We start from the raw sequence: 24,426 nt of genomic DNA, 5'->3' as shown, positions 1-24,426 counted from the left end.
TTCAATAATGCAGAAAAAATACAATATTATAGTTTAATTACAAAACTATCTAAAAACAAAGTGATGTCGTACCAAATATTTTATTTTTTTCAATATCAGACTATCGTGAACAAAAGTTAGAGAGTTATGGAATAAAATATAATGTGCATTTACATGCATTTCTTTTTAAAAAATGTTTTGTAATTGCAACTGAATTAAAAAAATATAGATTTTTATGACTCCTTTCGGGGGATATTGTAAAGTGGGATCTTATATATGCACATTACTATACCGAACTAGATTTCGGTATAGTAATTTTTTGTAACTCATTGATTTTTTACCAAACACGTATAAAAATTAATAGTATGAAAATAAAAAAGAACCTGCAAATCTGCAGATTCCCCTGATAATAATTTATATAAGTAAGACTCGAAAATATAATACAATGATTCAAAAATAAGTTCAAGTAAATCAAAAGAACCCGCTGGAGTTAGGGTTCTTTCAGAAGTGATGATGTTTTCTCAGCTTCGCAAAGTGAGAAAATACAAGAATATAATACATCGAGATTTAGAGAATTTCAATAATTAATAGATAAGGAATATTTTATTTATTATGCAATGCTTGTGTTTTTTATTCAAAATATATTATAATCTATTTATTTAGATATTATTCAGAAAGTATAAAACTGTTAACTAAATATCGGAGTATTTTTACATATTCTATTAATACTATTAATTCTTTCTTCAAAAATTCCCCTAAAATGAAAAGATACGATATTCTTTCTGTAGAATCATAGGAAAGGATGGCGTTTCTTTTAATTTTATGGAGTACTAATTATTTCTTTTTTTATAATAAGAAAGGAAATTTATTATCATAAAGTATACCTGAGTCTATTGGTTTCCTAGCCCGAAAGAGATAAATAGCTTTGTTCCCATTCATGAAATAGTACAATGTATGCACAATTACATATCTAATTAATTGCTTTTAGTGTTATATTTTAATAGCGATGAATGCTATTATTTCATAAGTTGTCAACAAGCGTTATGTATGAGAAAAAGGAAGGGGCCAAATAGACCCTTCCTTTTTCTACTAATTAACTAAATTACTCTCTGGTAAAAATTTAAAAAGTGTTGCAAATAAGTTGCATCACTTTTTTAGATAAATACGGGAAGTAACTCTTACGATTCAATGAGTCTTTTTTCCTACCTTTGAAAAGTTCGTTTAGGCTTCAATGCCCTTATTCAGTGATATTTCAGCAGTTCCTTTATTTTTCATATTTAATATTTTGTTCCTAAGCCATGAATATACTTAGAAAACCTCTAAAAACTATTTGATAATCTTTTAAAATCTAACTTTCTTATAATACTCTTTGCTATTTCTTCAATATTTTCATTTAGAAAGAAATGATTACCTTCAAAAGAATGAAGAGTACACGTTTTACTTGTATATTGCTCCCATTTTATTACTTGATCATATGTAGTAAATTCATCATTTTCCCCATTAAATATAAGAAAATCAATATCACACGGTTGTATATTATTGTCATGAATATATGTCTCGACAATTTTAAAATCTGCTCTTAGAATTGGGAGAAAAATCTCCATTAATTCTTCTGATTGAAGTACCCCGGACGGTGTACCTCCCATTGCAATAACTTCTCTTTTAAATTGCTCATTAGAAAGATTATGTCGGATATTTTTTATTTTACTATTTGGATGATTTCTACCGGACAAAACAAGAAATTCAGGCGATACGTTTTTAGAATCTTTTATTTTTCTGGCTACTTCATAGGCGATCAAACTTCCCATGCTATGCCCGAATAGAATGTAGGGCGAATCATCTATCTGCATAACTATTTTATTGTAGACATCATTCACAGCCTCTTCCATACTTTGGTACAAGTTTTCTTCAATTCTATATCCTCTACCAGCTAACTCTATCGGGACTACCTCAATATATGGATTAAAGTGATTTTTCCATTTTGCGTAACTAAACGCAGATCCCCCAGCATGTGGAAAGCAAAAAAGTTTAGTCTTCTGCATTGATTTTCTCCTTACTTTCAAATTTGTATATATTTTGGCAAATTGCATAAATGTCTTTAATTATTATCTCTTGCGGAAATTCATCCCTTGTTGCACAAGCAGATATCTTATAATTTGGCTCAATGTTATATTGTCTAAAGTAAAAGTTTTGAGGTATATACTTATATGAAATTAAAGTTGGTGACTCTTTTTTTATAGAGAATGAATTTAACGGGATATAAAGCCCTTTTCCAATCGTTTTTATATAACTTTCTTTTAATGTCCATAAATCATAAAAATAATTAATTTGTTCATCAGCATTTATATTAGATATATCATAAAATTCTTCCTCTGAAAAAAATTCATTTGCTAATTTAAGAGCCTCTATCTCTGAAACCTTTTCTATATCAATACCCACATTAAAATTAGCAGTAGTACAAACCACCCATTCTCCTGAATGTGACAGATTAAAATGAAAGTCAGAAAAATTTTCAACAAAAGGTTTTCCATACTCATTATATATAAATCTAATTTCTTCATTATTAATTTTATACTTTTGGCAGATTAGAGATCGGATTAGTAAATCCCCTATCAGGGTCCTATTAACGTCGCATGAGTTTAATAAACGCTTCATTCGTTCTTTCTTCTCATTTGAAACCAAGTTACTAAGTTGCTTAAACAAATGACTTTCAATATTCTTTGGTATTTTCACAGCTTGAATGTGTATGATAAATCACTTCCTTTTTTAAAGGATGGCTTCATATATGTGCGTTACATAAATTCAAATTAACTTTATTAAATTGCAAATACAATAGAAAAGGTGCATATTTACATATCAATGAAAATATACACCTTTCCTCAGTAATATCATCAAAGCATTAGCTTCTATTACAAAAAATGGAGAGCATTTACATCATTCTATGAGCAGCTCATATAGGTTTCTATGTCTCTATCAAGTAAATTTTCCATTATCCTCTTAAAAAGTAATACTCTTGATATATTCATTATTGCCTACACTTTATTTGCAGTTATTGGGCTGCCCTTTTCGTTCATAGCGTTGCATCTTTTGCACTCTCTACTTTTCAGTAAATGAAAGGGATGTTTCTTTTATCCCTTCAAATTCATTTAATAGGTACTTAGCTATCTTTTCAACTGCGGGGAAGTCTACTATTTCCTCATGTGATCCAGGGACAGAATACTTATTTACTCTTCCTTTTAATAAAGGTCCCCAATTTGTAAACAACTCTTTTCCTTCCTCAGCACTAAAGTAGATAACTTCTCCAAAGTATGGTATCAAATCATTCTCTGCCATTAAGTTCAGGCATTTCCTATGAGCATTGATAACTTGCTTCAAATTCATAAGATTTGCATCAGGCGGGAGTACTCCTTCCATAATTAATCGCTCCACAAGCATATCTTGCTTATGGACGAGGCCTTCTTCCTGCTCAGTAAGATCTCTAGGAATGAAATGTTCAGATATATATGAGAGCATATCCTCCCTTGTTTTACGATCTTGCTCTGAAGGTACTTTAGTATCCATTAGTACCAAAAACTCCACTTCCTCTCCTTGATTCCTTAATACAGTTGCAATTTTATAAGCAATTGCACCGCCTAAAGACCATCCTCCAAGACGATATGGGCCTTCTGGCTGAACACGTTTTATTTCTTCAATGTAAAGTTGAATTACTTCCGGCAAGGTCAAATCATCAATTTCTCTCTTTTCTATGAGAGGATTCTGTAAACCATAAAATGAACAGTGGTTCTTAAGCAATCTTGCTAGTTGAATGTAACAGAATACATTCCCCATAAACGGATGAACGCAGAAGAAAGATCTTTTTTCTGATTCTTGCAGTGGAACCAGCGCTGATACTGATTTCGTCATATCATGCTTATCACGAATAAGGCATGCGATTCCTTCCACTGTTGGATTCTTAACCAATGTAGACACCTTAATCTCTTTTCCAAACTTCTCCCTAATTTTTGAAACTAATTTAATTACAAGGAGAGAGTGTCCCCCTCTATTAAAGAAATCATCATTTACATAGACAACTTCTATCTGTAACAAATCCTGCCAGATTTTAATCAACTGATATTCAATTTCATCCCTTGGAATGATTGGTGTAGAGAAGTTATTTTCTCTTTGAATAGTTAAATTGTTCAATGCCTTTCGATCAACTTTTCCATTCGTTGTAAGAGGAATCTCGTCTATCTTAATAAAGTGTGCAGGAACCATATAATTCGGTACTTGTCTCTTGAGATATTCACGCCAATCATGCATACTTCCATCTCCAACTACATAAGCAACCAATCTCTGCTCTCCTAATTTATCCTCTGTTACCAAAACTACTGCTTCTTTTACCAATGGATGCCTCTCTAGATTCGCTTCAATCTCTTCAAGTTCAATACGAAAGCCCCTAATTTTCACTTGATTATCAATTCTTCTCAAGTAATCTAAATTACCATCAGGTAAATAACGAACCAAATCTCCCGTACGATATAAACGCTCTTCTTCATTAAATGGATGACGGATAAATCGCTCTGCTGTTAATTCTGGACGATTCAAGTATCCTCTCGCTATACCTGCACCACCGATATATAGCTCACCTGTTACACCAACTGGAACAGGTAACAAATTTTTATCCAATACATAAGTTTGAACGTTCGGCAACGGACGTCCAATTGTAACTTTCTTACTATCTGTTTGAATATGATAACACGTTGCATCAACCGTACATTCTGTAGGACCGTATACGTTATAAAAATCAATTTTTTCGGTCTCTACTAGCTGTTCCCATAATGACGGCATGATTGCTTCACCACCGACTAATATCTTACTTGGTACATGAACATCAGCACTTATTTCTAGCAATCCCCCATCTATAAGTAATTGAAGTAATGAAGGTGTCATATCAAACATTTCCAATTTATTCTCCCTAATATAGGACACAAATTGTTCCGGATTAGTGCGAACTTCACTTGGGATAATATATAAACTTGAACCATAAAGCAACATTTGTAATTGCTGAATAGATACATCAAAGGCAATTGACGCATTCAAACCGACGCGCATATTACTAGGTATCTCATGTGAGAAAACTTCTTTTTGTAAACCATAGGATAGGTTTATTACAGAATGGTGCTGTACTAAAGCCCCCTTTGGATTCCCTGTCGAACCAGAAGTATAGATAACATACGCTAAGTTTTCCCCTGTTACCTCACATATTGGTGAAAGTTTGCTTTCTTGAGAAAGCATTGCTTGGTCCCTATCTAGGCAAACTGTCTTGATGTCTTTAGGTATCCATCCTAGTAATACCTCATTTGTAACTAACACTTTAATTCCCGTGTCTTCTAAAATATATTGCAGGCGGCTTTCCGGATTAGATGGATCCAATGGAACATAGGCTGCTCCAGCCTTCCAAATTCCCATGAGACCAACAACCATCTCAACTGATCGATCAAAGCAGAGGCCAACTAATGACTCTGTCCCAATTCCACATTTCTGTAAATGATGGGCTAATTGATTAGCTCTTTCATTCATCTCTCGATACGTTAGTTGCTGTTTATCATCTACCAATGCCACCGCGTCAGGTGTACGATTTACTTGCTCTTCGAATAGTTGATGAATTACATTCTCACGTGGATAGGATATAGCATTATTATTCCATTCTTCCAATAGCCTTCTTTGTTCAGCCCCCGTAATATATACTAGTTCCGATAGATTTTGATCAATGTTTTTGAGCATTTGCATTAACACTTTGTGTAAATGACCCAACGTTCGTTCAATGGTTACTCTATTAAACTTACTACGGTCATACATTAACTTTAACGATAACTGGATTCCTGGAACTATAGCCAATCCTAGTGGGTAGTGGGTTTGTTCTACCCCTTTCAATTCACCAATTTCCAAATTTCCTGAAGATCCTTCTTTCACTGGATAATTTTCAAACACATATAAACAATTGAACAGCGGTGTACCTCTAGGAACCTCACTCCACCCCTGAATCTCTGTCAAAGAAGCATACTCATATTGTCTTCTTTCTATCTCTTCCTCTTGTATCTTCTGCAACCAATCTATTACTTTTATATCATCCATCAATTGAATTCGCGTCGGTGACGTTGTAATGAAAGGACCTACGATGTTTTCAACATCAATAATCTCCGTAGGACGCCCTGAGCTTGTTACACCAAAGACAATGTCATTTTCTCCACTATATCGGCTCATGAGATATGCCCATGCACCTTGAATTACTGTACTCAAAGTAAGTTTATTTCGTTTCGCCCATCCTTGTAACGCTTGAGTCTGCTCTTCTGATAAATAGGTAACCTTTTCTGTATAACCTTTTTCTTCCTCTTTACTTTCTAAGCCCAGCAAAGTTGGTGCAGTAAAACCTTTAAGCTTTTCTCTCCAGAATTGTTCCGCCTGCTCCTTATCTTGTTCCCTGAGCCATTGGATATATTTCTTATATGGTGAGGGTTTAGGTAACTTTACAGCTTTTCCATTCATTCTCTTCTGATAGACTGTAAGTAATTCATTAAAGACCAATGGTAAACTCCATCCATCCAGTAAAATATGGTGATGTGTCCAAACAATCCGATATTCTTCCTCACCTTCTTGAATGACCGTTACCCGCATCAATGGCGCTTCATCAAATTGGAAGGCTTGTTTTCGATCTAATGCCAAAAAGACTTTTCTTTTTTCCTCTATCTCTTTAGTTGTCATTGTACGCCAGTCTTCTTTGTTCACTTTAAATGGGATATTTTCATACACCACTTGTAATGGTTCTTCAATTTCGTCCCAAACAAATGCTGTACGAAAAATTTCATGCCGCTGAATTACAGATTTCCATGCCTGCTCAAAAGTAGGAATATCCATTTTTCCTTTAATCATAAAACTTAATTGCACTATATACGGTGCAACATGTTCATTCCCTTGGTCATGCAATGTGTGGAAAATCATACCTTCTTGCAAAGGTGATAGTGGATATAAATCAGTAATCTGATTGTTCTTTCCACGATTCATTTTGTTTAGTACATTTGTCAAACCTACTTGGTTAAGATTAGCCATTGCAAAATCCGAAATGGTCAGTGCAGATTCTCTATCTGAAGGTTGAATCAATCTGCTCAGTTGATATAGCATATTCTGTGCCATACTTTGAATCTTTGATTTGGCGAATTGTTCAACATTGTATACCCAAGTGAACTGAAGTTTTCCATTCGTTACAACCCCAATTACATCAATTACATGCGATCGCTTGGAACCGGCAGCATGATCTAAACGCTTAAATTCGTTCTCCGGCATAAACATTGCATCGCTAGAAAACATTTGATCAAATTGTCCAAGATAGTTAAAACTAATAGACGGTGTATGTTGAGAGCTCAATTGCTCACACATTGTTGCGTTCATGTAACGCAACACCCCATAATCAACACCCTTATTAGGAATTTTGCGAACTTGTTCTTTAACTGCTTTTAATGCTGCAATTGGCGTATTAGCACTAGTAATATTTAAATGAACTGGGTAAATACTTGTAAACCATCCCACGGTTCTCGATAAATCAACATCTTCAATAATCTCTTCTCGACCATGTCCCTCTAAATCTACGCTTAATATCGGCTGCCCCGTACATGCTGCTGTAGCTTGTACCAATGCTGCTAATAATACTTCATTGATTTGGACACGGTGAGTGCTTAAAGTCTCTTGCAATAACATACGGGTCTCATTCTCATTTAACACCACAGTAATTTCCTCAGTTACTGCGCTTACTGGATTACTTATAGTACCATCTACTGGCAGTATAACTACGTCTTGTTCACCCTGCTGCTCCCAGTAATGTAGCACTTCTTTTGATATTCCAGTTTCAGCGTAATGTTGTAATTTCTCCGACCATTCTTTAAAAGATGTACTCTTCATAGGTAATTGAATTTTTTGCCCTTGGACTGCTTGCGTATATGCTGTTTGCAAATCTTCCAATAAAATTCGCCAAGAAACACCATCCACGGCTAAGTGATGAATTGTCCAAAATAATCGGCCAGTCTTCTCACCTTCATCAAAATACACCATTCTCATTAACGGACCATCATGTAAATTCAATCTTTCTTGTGCAACATTAATCTCTTTTTGAATAACTTCATGCCAATCCGCTTCCGGCACTTCGTCTAATGAAATGACAGTCAGCATCAATTGTTCTTCAATTCCTTCATTCCACTGTTTCCAAGCCCCATTAGGTAAACGTTCATATCTTAAACGCAGGGCATCATGATGAAGTAGAAGGTTACGCGCTGCCTTTTCCAGTGATCCTATGTCCAATTTTTCTTTCGTTCTAAAGAACATGGATTGATTCCAATGATGTGGGTTAGGATGATTTTGTGCAAAAAACCTTTGCTGAATAGGTGTAAGTATCGTCTCTCCAGTTATAATTCCTTGTTCAGCTTGTACACCTTGTTCTTCTTTGACTACTAGCGCCAACTCAGCAATCGTTTGGTGTTCAAATAGTTGTTTTGGTGTCAACTGTAAACCAGCTTGCTTCGCACGAGAGACAATCTGAATGCTAAGAATTGAATCTCCACCAATTTCAAAAAAGTTATCATAAATACCAATACGTTTTGAACCTAGCACACTTTCCCAAATGATAGAAAGCTTATGTTCACGTTCATTTCTTGGGGCCACGTACCCTTCTTGTGTTCCTTGATAATCTGGTATAGGTAACGATTTCCGATCAACCTTTCCATTTATGGTTAGCGGTAATTCTTTCATTTCGACAAAGTAGGAAGGTATCATATGGATTGGTAGTTTTATTTTAAGATACTCACGCCATTCTTCTAAACTGCCTTCGCCCACTATATAAGCTACTAACCTCTTATCTCCCGACTGATTTTCCCTAACTATTACAACTGCCTCTTTTATCAAGTCATGCTCCTGTAAAGTCGACTCAATCTCCCCAAGTTCGATTCGAAATCCTCTAATCTTCACTTGATTATCCATTCTTCCTAAATAGTCTATATTACCATCAGAAAGATATCTCACAAGATCGCCTGTTCTATATAATCTCTCGCCTTCTTTGAATGGATGAGAAATAAATCGTTCGGATGTTAACTCTGGACGATTTAAGTATCCCCTCGCTAGACCCGCTCCTCCGATATAAAGTTCACCCATCACACCAACTGGAACTGGCAACCCATTTCTATCCAATACATAAGTTTGAACGTTAGGCAACGGACGCCCAATCGTTACTCTTTCACTATCTTTTTTGATATGATAGCATGTTGCATCAACCGTACATTCTGTAGGACCATATACATTATAAAACTCAATTTTAACAGTCTCTACTAGCTGTTCCCATAATGACGGCATAATCGCTTCGCCGCCAACCAATACCTTACTTGGAACATGAACACCATCGTACGTTTCTAACAGTCCGGCATCTATAAGTAATTGAAGTATTGAAGGTGTTATATCAAAGATTGCTAACTTGTTCTCCCTAATATAAGCTACAAACTGTTCCGGATCACTTCGTACTTCATTCGGAATAATATACAAACTTGAACCATACAACAGCATTTGTAATTGCTGAATAGATGCATCAAAGGCAATTGACGCATTTAAACCGACATGCATGTTAGATGGTATCTCATGTTCGAAAACCTCTTTTTGTAAACCATGCGACAAGTTTATTACAGAATGATGCTGTATCAAGACACCCTTTGGATTCCCCGTCGATCCAGAAGTATAGATAACATACGCTAGGTTTTCTCCTGTTACTTCACATTTTGGTGAAAGAATGCTTTCTTTTGAAATCATTGCCTGATCCCTATCTAGACAAACTGCCTTGACTTCTTTGGGTATCCAACCTCCTAATGACTCATTCGTAACTAATACTTGAATTTCAGTGTCCTCCAAAATATATCGTATGCGACTTTCTGGATATGATGGGTCCAATGGAACATATGCTGCTCCAGCCTTCCAGATCCCCATAATACCAACAATCATCTCAACTGAACGCTCAAAGCAAAGTCCAACTAATGATTCAGTCCCAATCCCACATTGCTGAAGATAGTGGGCCAATTGATTAGCTTTTTCATTAAGCTCTCGATATGTTAACTGCTGTTTTTCATCTACCACTGCTACCGCATCAGGTGTACGATTTACTTGCTCTTCAAACAGCTGATGAATCGTACTTTCCCGTAGATATGCTACAGCATTATTATTCCACTCTTCCAACTGTTTTTGCTGTAATCCTGATAATATAGGCAACTTAGCTAATGATTTATCAGGATTCTCCACGATTACATTCAACCAGTTCCCAAAATGTTCAGCCATGGATTCAATAGTTAAGCTGTCAAATAAATCAGTTCTATAAACAAAAGTAAGTAATAAACCCTCTTCCACTTCTGCAGCTGTTAAACTTAAATCAAACTTAGCGATTGGAGCATTACTTTCCATTACTTCTATATTTCTTCCATGTAGTTCTGGTAGCTTCTGTCCCGTATTTTGCAAAGTAAACATGGTTTGGAAAATCGGAGAATGGCTTGTATTTCGTTCAGGTTGGATAACCTCTACAATTTTCTCAAACGGAACATCTTGATACTCATATGCCTTCAATGCTTTTATCCGCACTTGAGACAACAACTCTTGAAATGCCGGTGCATTACTTAAATCAGCTCGATAAACCAATGTATTGACAAAGAAACCAATCAGTCCTTCAATTTCTCGATAATTTCGATTTGCAATTGGGCTGCCAACAATAATATCCGTTTGTCCCGTATAACGAGCAAGGAAACTTTGATACGATGCCAATAAGGTCATGAAAAGTGTGGCCCCTTCTTGACGACTTAGTTCGTTTAATTTATCCAGTAATGGGCGCGATAACAAAACATTATGAGTTAATCCATGGTGGGTTTGCACTGGCGGACGCGGACGATCCACTGGCAACATTAAGACTGGTAACTCACCAGATAATTCTTCCTTCCAATATGCAAGTTGTTGATATAGTACTTCATCTTTCAACCATTCTCTTTGCCACTGAGCAAAATCGGCATATTGAACTGGTAGTGGTTCCAGATCTGCTTGTTTTTCACCAATCGCATTCTCATAAAATGCCATCCATTCTTGAAGTAAGATTTCCATCGACCATCCATCTGAGATAATATGATGCATATTACACAGAAGAACCCATTCTTCTTCTGAAATTCTTATGAGTTTCCCACGGAACAATGGCCCTTGTTCTAAATCAAATGGAGATTCGACTTCAGTTTGAATCCATTGCTCCAACTTTCTTTCTCGCTCCTCTAATGAAAGCTTAGTTAAGTCCATTTGGAGAAGCGGACGGAAAACGTACGGTTGAATCTGCTGCACAGGATGGCCATCCTCTTCATAAAATACAGTCCGCAAAGATTCATGACGCTCTATCAACTGATTCCATCCCAACTCCAATCCCTCAGGTAACCAATTCCCTGTAAGGCGGCATGCCATTGGCATATTATAAAGTGCACTATTAGGTGCAAATTGATCAATAAACCATAAGCGCTGTTGGGCATAAGATAGTGGAATATTATTTCCGCGTTCCATCGGCACCAATGGTGGAATTTCTCGTTTTTCACTCCCCTTACGTAACTGATCTATTCGTTTCGATAATGCCTCGACCGTTGAATATTCGAACAGTTCACGTACCGGTAATTTGATTTGAAAGACTTCCTGTAAGCGTGAGACCACTTGTGTAGCAAGTAGAGAGTGACCACCAAGCTCAAAGAAAGAATCCTGAACACCAATTTCTTTTATTCCTAGCACTTGACTCCACACTGAAGCGATAAGTTCTTCCAGCGTAGTTCGTGGGTATACAGTATTTTCGGCGGATTGTTCACTAAGTATAGGCAATGCCTTCAAATCAAGTTTTCCATTCGGTGTAAGTGGTAAAAATTCCATCTCAATAAAGTTTGTTGGAACCATGTAATTTGGTAAATGTGTTTGTAGATGTTCTCGCCATTCATGTACACTTCCTTCACCAACTACATAAGCTACTAATCTCTTGTCACCTTGATTATCCTCTCGTACCAATACAACTGCTTCTTTCACAGAAGAATGTGCCTGCAAAACAGCTTCTATTTCTCCCAATTCAATCCGGAAACCACGAATTTTCACTTGGTCATCTATACGTCCATGGAACTGGAGATTACCATCAGAAAGATAACTTGCTTTGTCTCCTGTATAATAGAGACGTTCTCCTGACTTGAAAGGATGTGGAATAAATTTTTCCTTTGTAAGATCCGGACGATTAGCATATCCACGTGCAAGACTCTTCCCTCCAATATAGAGATCTCCAATTACACCAATTGGTACTAGCTGAAGATGAGAATCTAACACATAAACTTCTGTATTCGCAATCGGTCGACCAATCGATGGCGTACCTGTTGTCACTCCTACAGGTACATAACAATCTGTGGTAACAACGGTATTTTCCGATGGACCATACTGATTAATTACCGCAAAAGGAATATCGTTAGATGGGTACTGCGTTAATTGATCCCCACCAGTAATGATAAAACGAAGATCCGTTTTATCTGGCCAAGATAATTTCAAGAGCCTTTCCAGAATAGGCGTAGGTGCAAAGCTAGCTGTTATTCGTGAATCAATGAGCCAGTCCCTTAGTGCTTCTGGATTAATTCTCAGTTCCTCTGTTGACAAGTAGAGTGTTGCGCCAGCAGTTAGATACGGCCAAATCTCCTGGACAGCCGAATCAAAAGCAACCCCTGCAATCTGAGTCGCACGATCCTCTGCTGAAATATGATAAACTTCCTGATGCCAAGAAACCATATTCATTAATGAGCGATATTCAACCATGACACCCTTCGGTTTTCCTGTAGAACCAGAGGTATAGACAATATAGGCTAAGTTCTCTGGATTTATTTGACGTGTAGGTGCGATTACGCTTTCCACCGTTAATTCTTCTAACCTCACCATTTCGACGTGTGCGAAATGTCCTTCTTGTCCTTCCGCCGTCACTACAAATTGAATTCCTGCATCTTCAATCATGTATTCTAACCTTGATTTTGGATACAACGGATCTAAAACGACATAAGCTCCACCAGCTTTTAAAATGCCTAGTAAACTTGCCATCAGCTCAGCTGACCTCGGAAGATAAACTCCTACCACTGACTCTGGGGCTACTCCCTTTCGCTGTAAAACATTTGCCAACTGATTTGCTTGTGTATCCAGTTCACCATAAGTCCACTGTTTTGTTTGATCAACTACCGCAATCGCATCAGGACGCCTTGTTACTTGCTCCTCAAATCTGTCGCAAACAAGACCCTGATGAGACATTTCCATTACAGTGTCCTTCCATGTTTCTAATAACAAAGTACGCTCGGGTTCTGATAGCATGCTCAGGTCATGCAACGGATTTTGTGGGCGATGAGAAACTTCATGTAGCCATTTCTCAAAGTGTCCTGCCATCCGTTCAATAGTAGTAGCATTGAATAAATCCTTATTGTACTCAAAAGTAAAAAGTAAACCCTCTTCCGTCTCAGCTGCCATTACACTTAAATCAAACTTTGCAATTGGGCTATGGCTTTCTATCATTTCAATACTTCTACTAGATAACACCGGAAACTCTTGTTTCATATTTTGCAAAATGAACATAGTCTGGAAGATTGGCGAATGACTTGTACTTCGCTCCGGTTGCACAACTTCTACAATTTTTTCAAATGGAATATCTTGATATTCATACGCCTTCAATGCCTTTTGACGAACCTGATACAGTACATCTTGAAATGTCGGTCTACCACTCAAATTAGCTCGATAAACCAGCGTGTTAACGAAGAAACCAATTAGTCCTTCAATTTCTCTATAATTCCGATTCGCAATTGGGCTTCCGACCAGAATATCTTCTTGTCCCGTATAACGAGATAGAAAACTTTGATATGCAGCTAAAAGCGTCATGAAGAGTGTAGCCCCTTCTTTTCGACTAAGTTCATTCAATTTATCATGTAGCGTGCTTGGCAGAACCAGAGTGTATATCGACCCGTGATGAGTTTGTATTGCGGGACGCGGGCGATCGATAGGAAGTTGGAGTACAGGAAGCTCCCCAGACAATTCTTCCCTCCAATATTGGAGTTGTTGATCCAGCACCTCCTCCTTTAGCCATCCTTTTTGCCACTGAGCAAAGTCGGCATATTGAACCGGTAATGGTTCAAGTTCCGCTACCTTTCCATCCGTTGCTTTCTCATAAAATGCCATCCATTCTTCAAGTAGGATTCCCATTGACCATCCATCTGAAATGATATGATGTAGAGTACAAAGGAGTATCCATTCTTCCTCTCCCACGTGCAAAATACTTGTCCTGATTAATGGACCCTCTGTTAAATCAAATGGCACTTCTGTTTCTTGTTGAATTAAACGTTTAACTTCTTCTTCTTGATCTTCAGAAGAAAGCATAGTTAAATCCGTTTTCGGAATTGATTGAAAAGCATACGGTTCAATTTGCTGTACGGGTTGACCGTTCACTTCGTGAAAGACCGTCCGCAGTGATTCATGACGTTCTATTAGTTGATTCCATCCCGTTTCCAATGCTTCAAGTAGCCAATTCCCTGTAAGGCGGCATACCATTGGCATATTGTAAAGGGCACTATTAGGTGTAAATTGATCAATAAACCATAAGCGTTGTTGGGCATAAGATAGTGGAATAGCTTCTCCTCGTTTCATTGGTATTAGCGGCGGAATCTCTCGTTTTTTATTTCCTTTACGTAACTGATCTAATCGCTTTGCCAGTGACTCCACCGTTGTATATTCAAATAGTTCACGTACTGGTAAGTCGATTTGAAAAATTCCCTGTAAACGTGACACTACTTGAGTAGCTAGTAGTGAATGACCACCGATTTCAAAAAAGGAATCCTGAACACTAATGTTTTTTATTCCTAACACTTGGCTCCAAACGGAAACGATAAGCTCCTCCACTGGTGTTCTTGATGAAGTAATATCTTCACTTATGAACTGTTCTTCTAATTCCAGTAAGGCTTTCCGATTCACCTTACCATTTGGAGTGAGTGGCATACCTTCAATTTTGAAAAAGTATGCCGGAACCATATAATGTGGCAGTTGCTTCTTGAGATATTCACGCCACTCCCCAGTATCCCCTTCACCCACTACATAAGCTACTAACTGCTTATCTCCTGGTCGATCTTCCTTCACCAACACGACTGCCTCTTTTACAGATGAGTAATCATGTAAAGCTGCTTCAATTTCTCCCAATTCAATTCGGAATCCTCTAATTTTAACTTGGTTATCTATCCTTCCAATATATTCCAAGTTACGATCATTCATATATCTCACCAAGTCACCCGTTCGATATAATCGTTCTCCGTCCTTAAAGGGATGCGGAATAAAACGTTCAGTAGTTAAATCTGGTCGATTGAAGTAGCCACGTGCCAATCCTACTCCTCCAAGGTAAAGTTCCCCTGCCACACCAATCGGGACCACTTGTTGATATTGATCTAACACATACAACTCTGTATTATCAATCGGACGACCAATCGGAATAAGCATTGCTTCTTTTTCTAAATCACAATCATAATAAGTCACATCCACAGTCGCTTCAGTAGGACCATACAAGTTAATTAACTTTGTTTGCTGAACATTGTAAAAGATCCCCTTAAACCGGCGAACCTGCTCAGTGTTTAACGCTTCTCCACTAGTAAAAACTTGAATTAAAGACGAGACATCCCTTTTCGAATTATATAGTTCCATATAATCTAAGAAAGTAGATAACATCGACGGAACAAAATGCATGGTGGACACACGATATCGCTCAATATACTCCTCAATCACCGCAGGATCTTTCTCTCCTCCAGGTGGAAGTAAACAAACACGTGCTCCTACAAATGACCACCAAAATAATTCCCAGACAGAAACATCGAACGAAAACGGTGTCTTTTGTAGGATTGTATCCTCCTCGGCCAATGGATATTTTTTCTGCATCCACTGTAGGCGATTGATAACGGAATGATGTTCAATCATTACCCCCTTTGGATTTCCCGTCGAACCCGAAGTGTATATAATATAGGCTAAGTTATTTGCTGTTACTCCACTTACCGGGGCTAAATTACTCTCTTTAGAAATCATCGCTTGATCCCGGTCTAAACAAATTGCTTGGATATCTTTAGGTAACCAGTCCTGTAGTGTTTCTTTTGTTAACAGCACTTGAATTTGTGAATTCTCCAAAATATATCTCAGGCGGTTTTCGGGATAACTTGGGTCCAGTGGAACATAAGCCCCACCTGCCTTCAAAATCCCAAAGAGACCGATAATCATATCAGGAGAACGTTCAATACATATACCGACCAATGATTCAGGTCCGATACCTCGTTTTTGTAAAAAATGCGCCAATTGATTCGATTTTTCATTAAGTTCTTGATACGTTAGCTTTCCACCCTCATAAACTACCGCCACTGCATCAGGTGTCCGTGCAACTTGCTGCTCAAATAGCTCATGAATCATACAATCATGACCATAAACTACGTCCGTATCATTCCATTCTTCTAGGAGTTGTTTTTGCTCAGTATCCGATAACATTGACAGCTTTGTATATGATTCATCTGGATGATACGTGATTTCATTTAGCCAGTTCTCAAAATGTCCTGCCATACGTGCAATGGTACTACTATCAAATAAATCCGTGTTGTATTCAAATGAGACAAATAGACCTTCTTCCACTTCATAGGCAGTTAAGCTCAAATCAAATTTAGCAATAGACATATTACTTTCTACCATTTCAATACTTCTATCAGTCAAATCTAGTCGTTCTTGTTTTATATTCTGTAGCGTAAACATGGTCTGAAATATAGGGGAATGACTCATGCTTCGTTCAGGTTGCACAGCTTCTACCACTTTTTCAAATGGTATATCTTGATATTCGTAAGCTTTTAACGCCTTTTTCTTTGTTTTGTTCAAAATCTCTCGAAAAGTAGGGGTGCCACTCAAATCTGATCGATAAACCAACGTATTAACAAAGAAACCAATTAATCCTTCTACTCCCTTATGGTTCCGATTTGCAATCGGACTACCAACTAGAATATCTTTTTGTCCCGTATAACGAGCAAGAAAGCTCTGGTATGCGGCCATTAAAGTCATAAATAAAGTAGATCCTTCTTGTCGACTTATATCCTTCAATTGACTGAGCAATTTATAAGGAAAAATCACATGATACGCAGCCCCAGAGTAAGTCTGCTTAACCGGTCGAGGTCGATCCACTGGCAGTTGTAAGATAGGAAGCTCACCAGACAATTCTTCCTGCCAATACGTAAGCTGACGATTTAGCACATCACCTTGCAACCACTCCTTTTGCCACTTCGCAAAGTCTGCATATTGAATGGATAATGAACTTAATTTAGCAGGATTTCCGCCCGTTTCTTCTTCATAGAAAGCAAGGAATTCATTCATGAATATACCAATGGACCAAGCATCAGAAATAATATGATGCATCGTACACAGTAATAACCATTCATCCTTCTCTAATTGAACAAGCTGATTACGAATTAAAGGACCATTCATTAAATCAAATGGTTCTTGCGCTTCTCTCGCAATTAAACTATCTACCTCTTTTTCTTTTACTTCTAGAGGAAGTTGAGAGTAATCTCTTACAGGTAATGCTCTAGGAAGGAATTCGACAATTTGTTGCACAGGCTGTTCTCCTATTTCTTTAAAAACAGTTCGTAATGATTCATGACGTTCAATGAGTCGATTGAATCCCTTCTCTAATGCTTCAGGTATCCAATTTCCTTTTAGATGCCATACTGTTGGAATATTATATAAAGAACTGTTTGGGTTAAATCTGTCCATAAACCACAAACGTTTTTGTGCATAAGACAACGGGAGTGCTTCTTTATTCTCCTTTTTTTGCATTTGCTTCTGAAGCCATGCTCTCTTCTCAGGAGAAAGTGAACTCAGCTTTGCAAGTAAATCACTTTTCATTTTTTTACCCCTTCCTGAATCAAATTACTCTCGAATATCCCTTGTGCTTCTTCCTCTGATAGCTCTTCTAATTGCTTAAGCAGTTCTAGTAATTCTTCATCATTACTGACTTCTGCTTCTTTTTGAATATAGTCTTGAAGACTTACATTCTCCTTACTATCATTCTGAATTTCTTGATTTTTGTTATAGAGCAATTGATCAATCTGTTCTGCCAATTGCTGCACCGTATGAAACATAAATAAATCATGCAATGGTATCTCAATTCCAAAAGCCTCTTTAAGACTGGAAACAGCTTGCGTAGCAAGTAATGAGTGACCACCTATTTCAAAAAACGAATCCTGAATTCCGATGTTTTCCATACCTAAAACTTCATTCCATATTGAAACGATTGTTTTTTCCGTAGGCGTACGAGGAGCAATATAACCACTTGCTATCTCCTGTTTCTCTGGTGCTGGTAAGGCCTTCCTATCAATTTTTCCATTTGGAGTGAGTGGAAATGCATTCAATCCGACAAAATAGGCTGGAATCATATAATTTGGTAGCTGGTCCTTGAGATAATCACGCCACTTTTGAGCATCCCCATCTCCTACAACATAAGCAATCAAACGTAGATCACCAGGATAATCTTCCCTCACCGTCACAATAGCTTCGTTAACTAATGTATGCTTTTGTAATGTCGCTTCAATTTCTCCTAGTTCAATCCGGAACCCACGAATTTTTACCTGATGATCGATTCGGCCAAGATACTCCAAATTTCCATCCGGCAAATACCTTACTAGATCTCCAGTCCGGTATACTCGCTCCCCTTCTTTAAATGGATGTGGTATAAAACGATCTTCCGTTAAGTCAGGGCGGTTTAAGTATCCACGTGCTAATCCCGATCCACCAATGTACAGCTCACCAACTACACCAATTGGAACCATTTTTTGTTCAATACTTAGTACATATACTTCTGTATTGAAGATTGGTTTACCAATTGGAGGTACCCTATGGACGACACCTTTTTCTAATTCCATATAAGTGGAATAAGTAGTATCTTCGGACGGTCCATATAGGTTGTACACCTTCTCAACCGTACTTCTCTCATATAAATCTTGAACAAGTGAATATGACAATGGTTCTCCAGCCAAATTCACCACCTTTACCGAAGAAGGAAGTGTTTTTGCTCGAACCAGTTCCTTCGCTGCCGATGGCACAGTATTGACTAAAGTCACATCCTTGGTAGACAACTTGTCTAGATGTAGAGCATTTTCAGCGACAATCACCTTACCACCCATCGTTAGGGGAACAAACACTTCAAAAACAGATAGATCAAAGGATAGCGAAGTGGAGGCCAACACTCCCGCTAAATCCTTTCGGGAATATGTGTGATGCGCCCAACGAATCATTGTTACTGTACTCCTATGCTCAATCATTACTCCCTTTGGATTTCCAGTGGAACCTGAAGTATAGATAATATAGGCTAAGTTATCGCCCGTCACTTCACTCGTACACACCGTAGTTACTTCTTGTTCTATTTCTACTCGATCACGATCAATACAAATCACGTCAACGGATCTAGGTATAACCATTTTTTGTTGTAATTTTTCCTGTGTTACTAGTACCTTTATTTGAGCATCCTCTAAAATGTATTGCAGCCGACTTTCCGGATACGCTGGATCTATTGGGACATATGCTCCTCCTGCCTTCATAATTCCTAAGAGGCCTACAATCATCTCAGATGAACGTGTAACACAAATCCCAACCAATGATTCGCAACCTACACCATTTTTCTGTAAATAATGTGCCAGCTGATTCGAGCGTTCGTCCAACTCTCGATATGTTAGTTCTTCATCTTCGCATACCACTGCAATTGCTTCTGGTGTTTTTTCTACTTGTTCTTCAAACAATGTATGAATCGCGCATTCTTCTATATCTATAACAGCTGATTCATTCCATTCTTCTAGTAATTGCTTATATTCTACTTTCGATAACATATTCAATTCTGATAATAAACATTTTGGATGAGAGACAATTTGATTTAACCAATGCTCAAAATGACTTGCCAGACGTTCAATGGTTGTATCATCAAACAAATCAGTATTGTATTCAAAGGTTAGTGATAATCCTTCTTCCGTCTCAGTAACAAATAAACTCAAATCAAATTTCGCTACAGAAGCATGGCTTTCCATGAGTTCCATTTGCCTTTCAGATAGCTGAGGAAATTCTTGCTTCGTATTCTGTAAAGTAAACATGGTTTGAAATATTGGTGAATGACTTGTATTCCGTTCCGGCTTTACGGATTCTACCACTTTCTCAAATGGGATGTCCTGATACTCGTATGCTTTTAGTGCTTTTTTTCTTACCTGCGACAAAAGTTCTTGGAACGTCGGATTTTCACTGAAATCAGCTCGATAAACCAACGTATTTGCAAAGAAACCTATTAATCCCTCAATCTCTTTAACATTTCGATTAGCGATTGGGCTTCCAACCAAGATGTCATCCTGTCCTGTATAACGAGAAAGGAAGCTTTGATACGCTGCCATCAATGTCATAAATAAAGTGCATCCTTCTTGCAGACTTAAATCTTTGAGTTTTTCCTGTAGGGAATTCGCCACCATTAAGGACTGACTTGCACCACGATGGGTTTGAACCGCAGGTCGAGGACGATCCATCGGTAATTGTAAAACCGGTAACTCCCCAGCCAATTCTTCCTTCCAATATCGAAGGTGCTGATCCAAATTCTCTTCTTTTTGCCATTCCTTCTGCCACATAACAAAGTCTGCATATTGGATAGATAACTCCTTCAATTCCGCCGGTTTTCCGCTTAGTGCTCCTTCATAAAAAGCCATCCATTCTTCAAGTAAAATCCCCATTGACCATCCATCTGAAATAATATGATGCATCGTACAAATGAGAACCCATTCTTCCCTGTCCACTTTCAATATTCGTGTTCGAATCAGAGGACCTTGTCCAAAATGAAATGGTTCCTCCGCTTCGTTTTGAATGAGCCGTTTCATTTCTCTTTCCCTATCTTCAAAAGAGAGATCTGTTAGATTCGATTGAGGGATATGTCTGAATACATGAGATTGAACCTGTTGGAAAGGTTCACCCTCTTGTTCTAGAATTATCGTCCGTAATGATTCATGACGCTCCAACAACTGATTCCATCCGACCTCCAACGCTTCAATTGACCATTTACCTGTTAAGCGACACGCTGCATGAATATTGTACATAGCACTATTTGACATTAATTGATCAATAAACCATAGACGTTTCTGCGCATAGGAAAGCGGAATAGCTTCTTCTCGTTTCATAGGTACAAGGGGGGCAGCCTCTCGTTTTTTATCTTCTTTTCGTAACTGATCTACTCGTTTCGCCAATGCCTCCACTGTATCGTGCTTGAAAAGTTCACGTAATGGGATTTTGATTTGGAACAATTCTTGTAATCGAGAAACAATTTGAGTAGCGAGTAGTGAGTGCCCACCCCGTTCAAAGAAGGAATCCTGAATACCGATATTTTCAGTTCCTAACACTTGACTCCAAACCGAGGCAATAAGCTCCTCCGATGGCGTCCGAGGTAGAACATTTAAACCTCCAATAGTTTGCTCATCAGGTACTGGCAAGGCCTTTCGGTCAATTTTCCCATTCGGAGTAAGCGGGAAGTGTTCTAACTCTACAAGGTGCGCTGGAATCATATGATTCGGTAATTGGTTTTGTAAATACTCTCTCCACTCTTGGGTATTTCCATCGCTCATTACATATGCAACCAATCGTTGATCACCTGGACGATCTTCTCTAACTAATACGACAGCCTCTTTAATAAACGAACATTTTTCTAAAGTCGCTTCAATTTCTCCTAATTCAATCCTAAAACCACGCATTTTGACTTGATGGTCCATTCTACCTATAAATTCTAAATTTCCATCAGTTAGATATCTTACTGAATCTCCTGTTCGATATAGTCGTTCCCCGAATCGATATGGATGCGAAACGAATTTTTCAGCAGTAAGATTCGGACGATTTAAGTATCCACGTGCTAAACCAGCACCACCAATATATAACTCACCCTCAATTCCTATTGATTGCAAGCGTTGATTTTGGTCTAATACATATAATTGCGTGTTCTGTATCGGCTGCCCAATAGAAACAAATTCTTGATTTGGCTGAATATCAAATGCATTCACATAAATAGTGGCTTCAGTTGGTCCATAAAAGTTGGTTAATTTCACTTGTCCACTATGATTCCATTTCTGTTGAAATCGTCTAACCAACCCTGAACTTAGTTCTTCCCCACCAGAAAATACATGGCGTACGGACGAACAATTCATGTTCAATTCAATATGATTGAAGTGATCTAAGAAAACAGATAACATCGAAGGTACAAATTGAACTATAGTAACCTGATGTTTTTTAATCACTTCAGCTATAATAGAAGGATCTTTTTCTCCACCTGGAGGCAGGAAAGATACACTTGCACCAACGTGAATACCCCAAAACAACTCCCAAACAGAGACATCAAATGAGAATGGCGTTTTCTGCAAGACCACATCCTTTTCAGAAAGTGGATATTTATGTTGCATCCATTCTAGATAATTGATTACTGAATGATGCTCAATCATTACTCCCTTTGGATTCCCTGTAGATCCTGAAGTATACATAACATACGCTAAACTTCTTCCTGTTACACCACTTATACATGGGGTTGTTTCTTCTTTTTCAATTGCAGTATAATCTTTATTCATACAAATCGTTTCAACATTTTCAGATACAAACAAATTTTTAGAATTCTCTTCCGTCACTAGTACTTCGATTCCAGCATCCTCTAATATATATCGAAGCCGACTCTCTGGATAAGTAGGATCAAGTGGAACATACGCTGCTCCTGATTTTAGAATACCTAATAACGCTATCATCATTTGTAATGAACGTTCTATATATACCCCAACCAGAGACTCTGAGCCTACACCACGCTTTTGTAAATAATGAGCTAGCTGATTCGCACGCTCCTCCAACTCTTTATAGGTAATTTGTTCATTTTCGTAAATAGCCGCGATTGCTTCCGGCGTTTTTTTAACTTGCTCCTCAAACATCGTATGAATCATGCCTTCAGCCGAATAATTTACTTGAGTATGATTCCATTCCTCTAATAACTGTATCTGTTCTTCCGCTGTTAAATGAGTAATTTCAAAGAGTTTTGAATCTAGGCTCTTCGTCATCTGAATTAATATTTGCAATAAGTGATTCTGAATCCAATTTATTGTTTCTTCATTAAAATAGCTTCGATCATACATCAACTTTAAAGTAATTTTCTTACCAGGCATTACAATGAGTGTTAAAGGATAATTTGTTTGTTCCGCGCTTTTAACATCTAGTAATCTTAAATCATCATTTCTCTCACCTTGAATTGGATAATTTTCAAACACATACAAGGTATGAAATAAGGAGCTATTTCGCGGAACCTCACTCCACCCTTGAATATCTATCAATGAATTATACTCATATTGTCTTCGTTCCATTTCTTTCATCTGTATTTTATGAAGCCAATCTACTACAGATGTATTATCCGTTAATCGAATTCTAGTAGGTAATGTGTTAATAAATAGGCCTACCATATTCTCTGCTCCTATCAAATCAGTAGGACGTCCAGAGCTAGTTACGCCAAATACGATGTCACTTTCACCGCTATACCTACCCATCAAATAGGCCCATGCTCCTTGGACTAATGTATTCAATGTTAATCGACTATTTCGTACCCACTCTTGTAAATTCTCAGTGAATTCCTCAGATACCTGATAAACACACTCTCCATAGCCCTTCTCCTGCCCTTGATCCTTTCTTTCCATCGCTAATGGCGTAGGTGCATAGAACCCTTTTAATTCTTCTTTCCAAAATTCCTCTGCTTGACTTTGATCTTGTTTATTTATCCACTGGATATATTTTTTATAAGGAAGAGATTTAGGAAGATTCAACAATTCTCCCTTTATCATCTTGAGATAAACTTCCATCACTTCACTAAAGACCAATGAAACACTCCAACCATCTAGCAAAATATGATGATGTGTCCAAATAATTCTCGTCTCCCCTTCTGCTTCTTTAATCGCAGTGACTCTCATCAATGGTGCTTCATCCAATAAAAATCCTTTCCTACGATCTGCAGTCAAAAACTGGTGTAATTTCTTCTCCTTCTCCTCATGCGAATGGGTACTCCAATCCTCTTGATGAATAGTAAAAGGAAGACGTTCATAAACTGCTTGTAGAGGTTTTTCTACTTCCTCCCAAACAAATACTGAGCGCAGTACCTCATGTCGTTGAATAACATATTCCCAAGCTTTTTCAAAAGTATCAACATCCAATTGCCCCCCGAGCAAGAAACCTACTTGTACAATATAGGAAAAAGAATATTCATCATCTTGATCGTATAAAGTATGAAACAGTATTCCTTTTTGCAAAGGTGATAAACCATATATATCAATAACGTCTCCCATT

At 37.7% G+C, this 24,426-nt stretch carries 4 protein-coding genes; all 4 read right to left on the bottom strand.

The genetic code is table 11. From position 1 onward, the window contains the following. Positions 1–1,298: 1,298 nt before the first annotated feature. A complete protein-coding gene (locus ILT06_RS21280) occupies positions 1,299–2,021 on the bottom strand; it encodes a thioesterase II family protein (protein ID WP_064474287.1) in 723 nt (240 codons plus the stop codon). Next, complete coding sequence (locus ILT06_RS21275) at positions 2,008–2,712, bottom strand: 4'-phosphopantetheinyl transferase family protein (protein ID WP_088047357.1); 705 nt, start codon at positions 2,710–2,712, stop codon at positions 2,008–2,010. The genes ILT06_RS21280 and ILT06_RS21275 overlap by 14 nt, the downstream gene beginning before the upstream one ends. Before the next feature lie 363 nt (positions 2,713–3,075). Beyond that, a complete protein-coding gene (locus ILT06_RS21270; protein WP_222655517.1) occupies positions 3,076–17,958 on the bottom strand; it encodes a non-ribosomal peptide synthetase in 14,883 nt (4,960 codons plus the stop codon). After that, positions 17,955–24,425, bottom strand: coding sequence for a non-ribosomal peptide synthetase (locus ILT06_RS21265; protein ID WP_222655516.1), 6,471 nt, complete (start codon positions 24,423–24,425; stop codon positions 17,955–17,957). Before ILT06_RS21265 ends, ILT06_RS21270 begins: the two co-directional genes overlap by 4 nt. Position 24,426: the final 1 nt, after the last annotated feature.

This window comes from Bacillus sp. 17RED48, assembly GCF_019837545.1.
In the GTDB taxonomy this organism is placed as follows: Bacteria; Bacillota; Bacilli; order Bacillales; family Bacillaceae_G; genus Bacillus_A; species Bacillus_A wiedmannii.
This window is presented reverse-complemented; position numbering and strand designations above follow the sequence as displayed.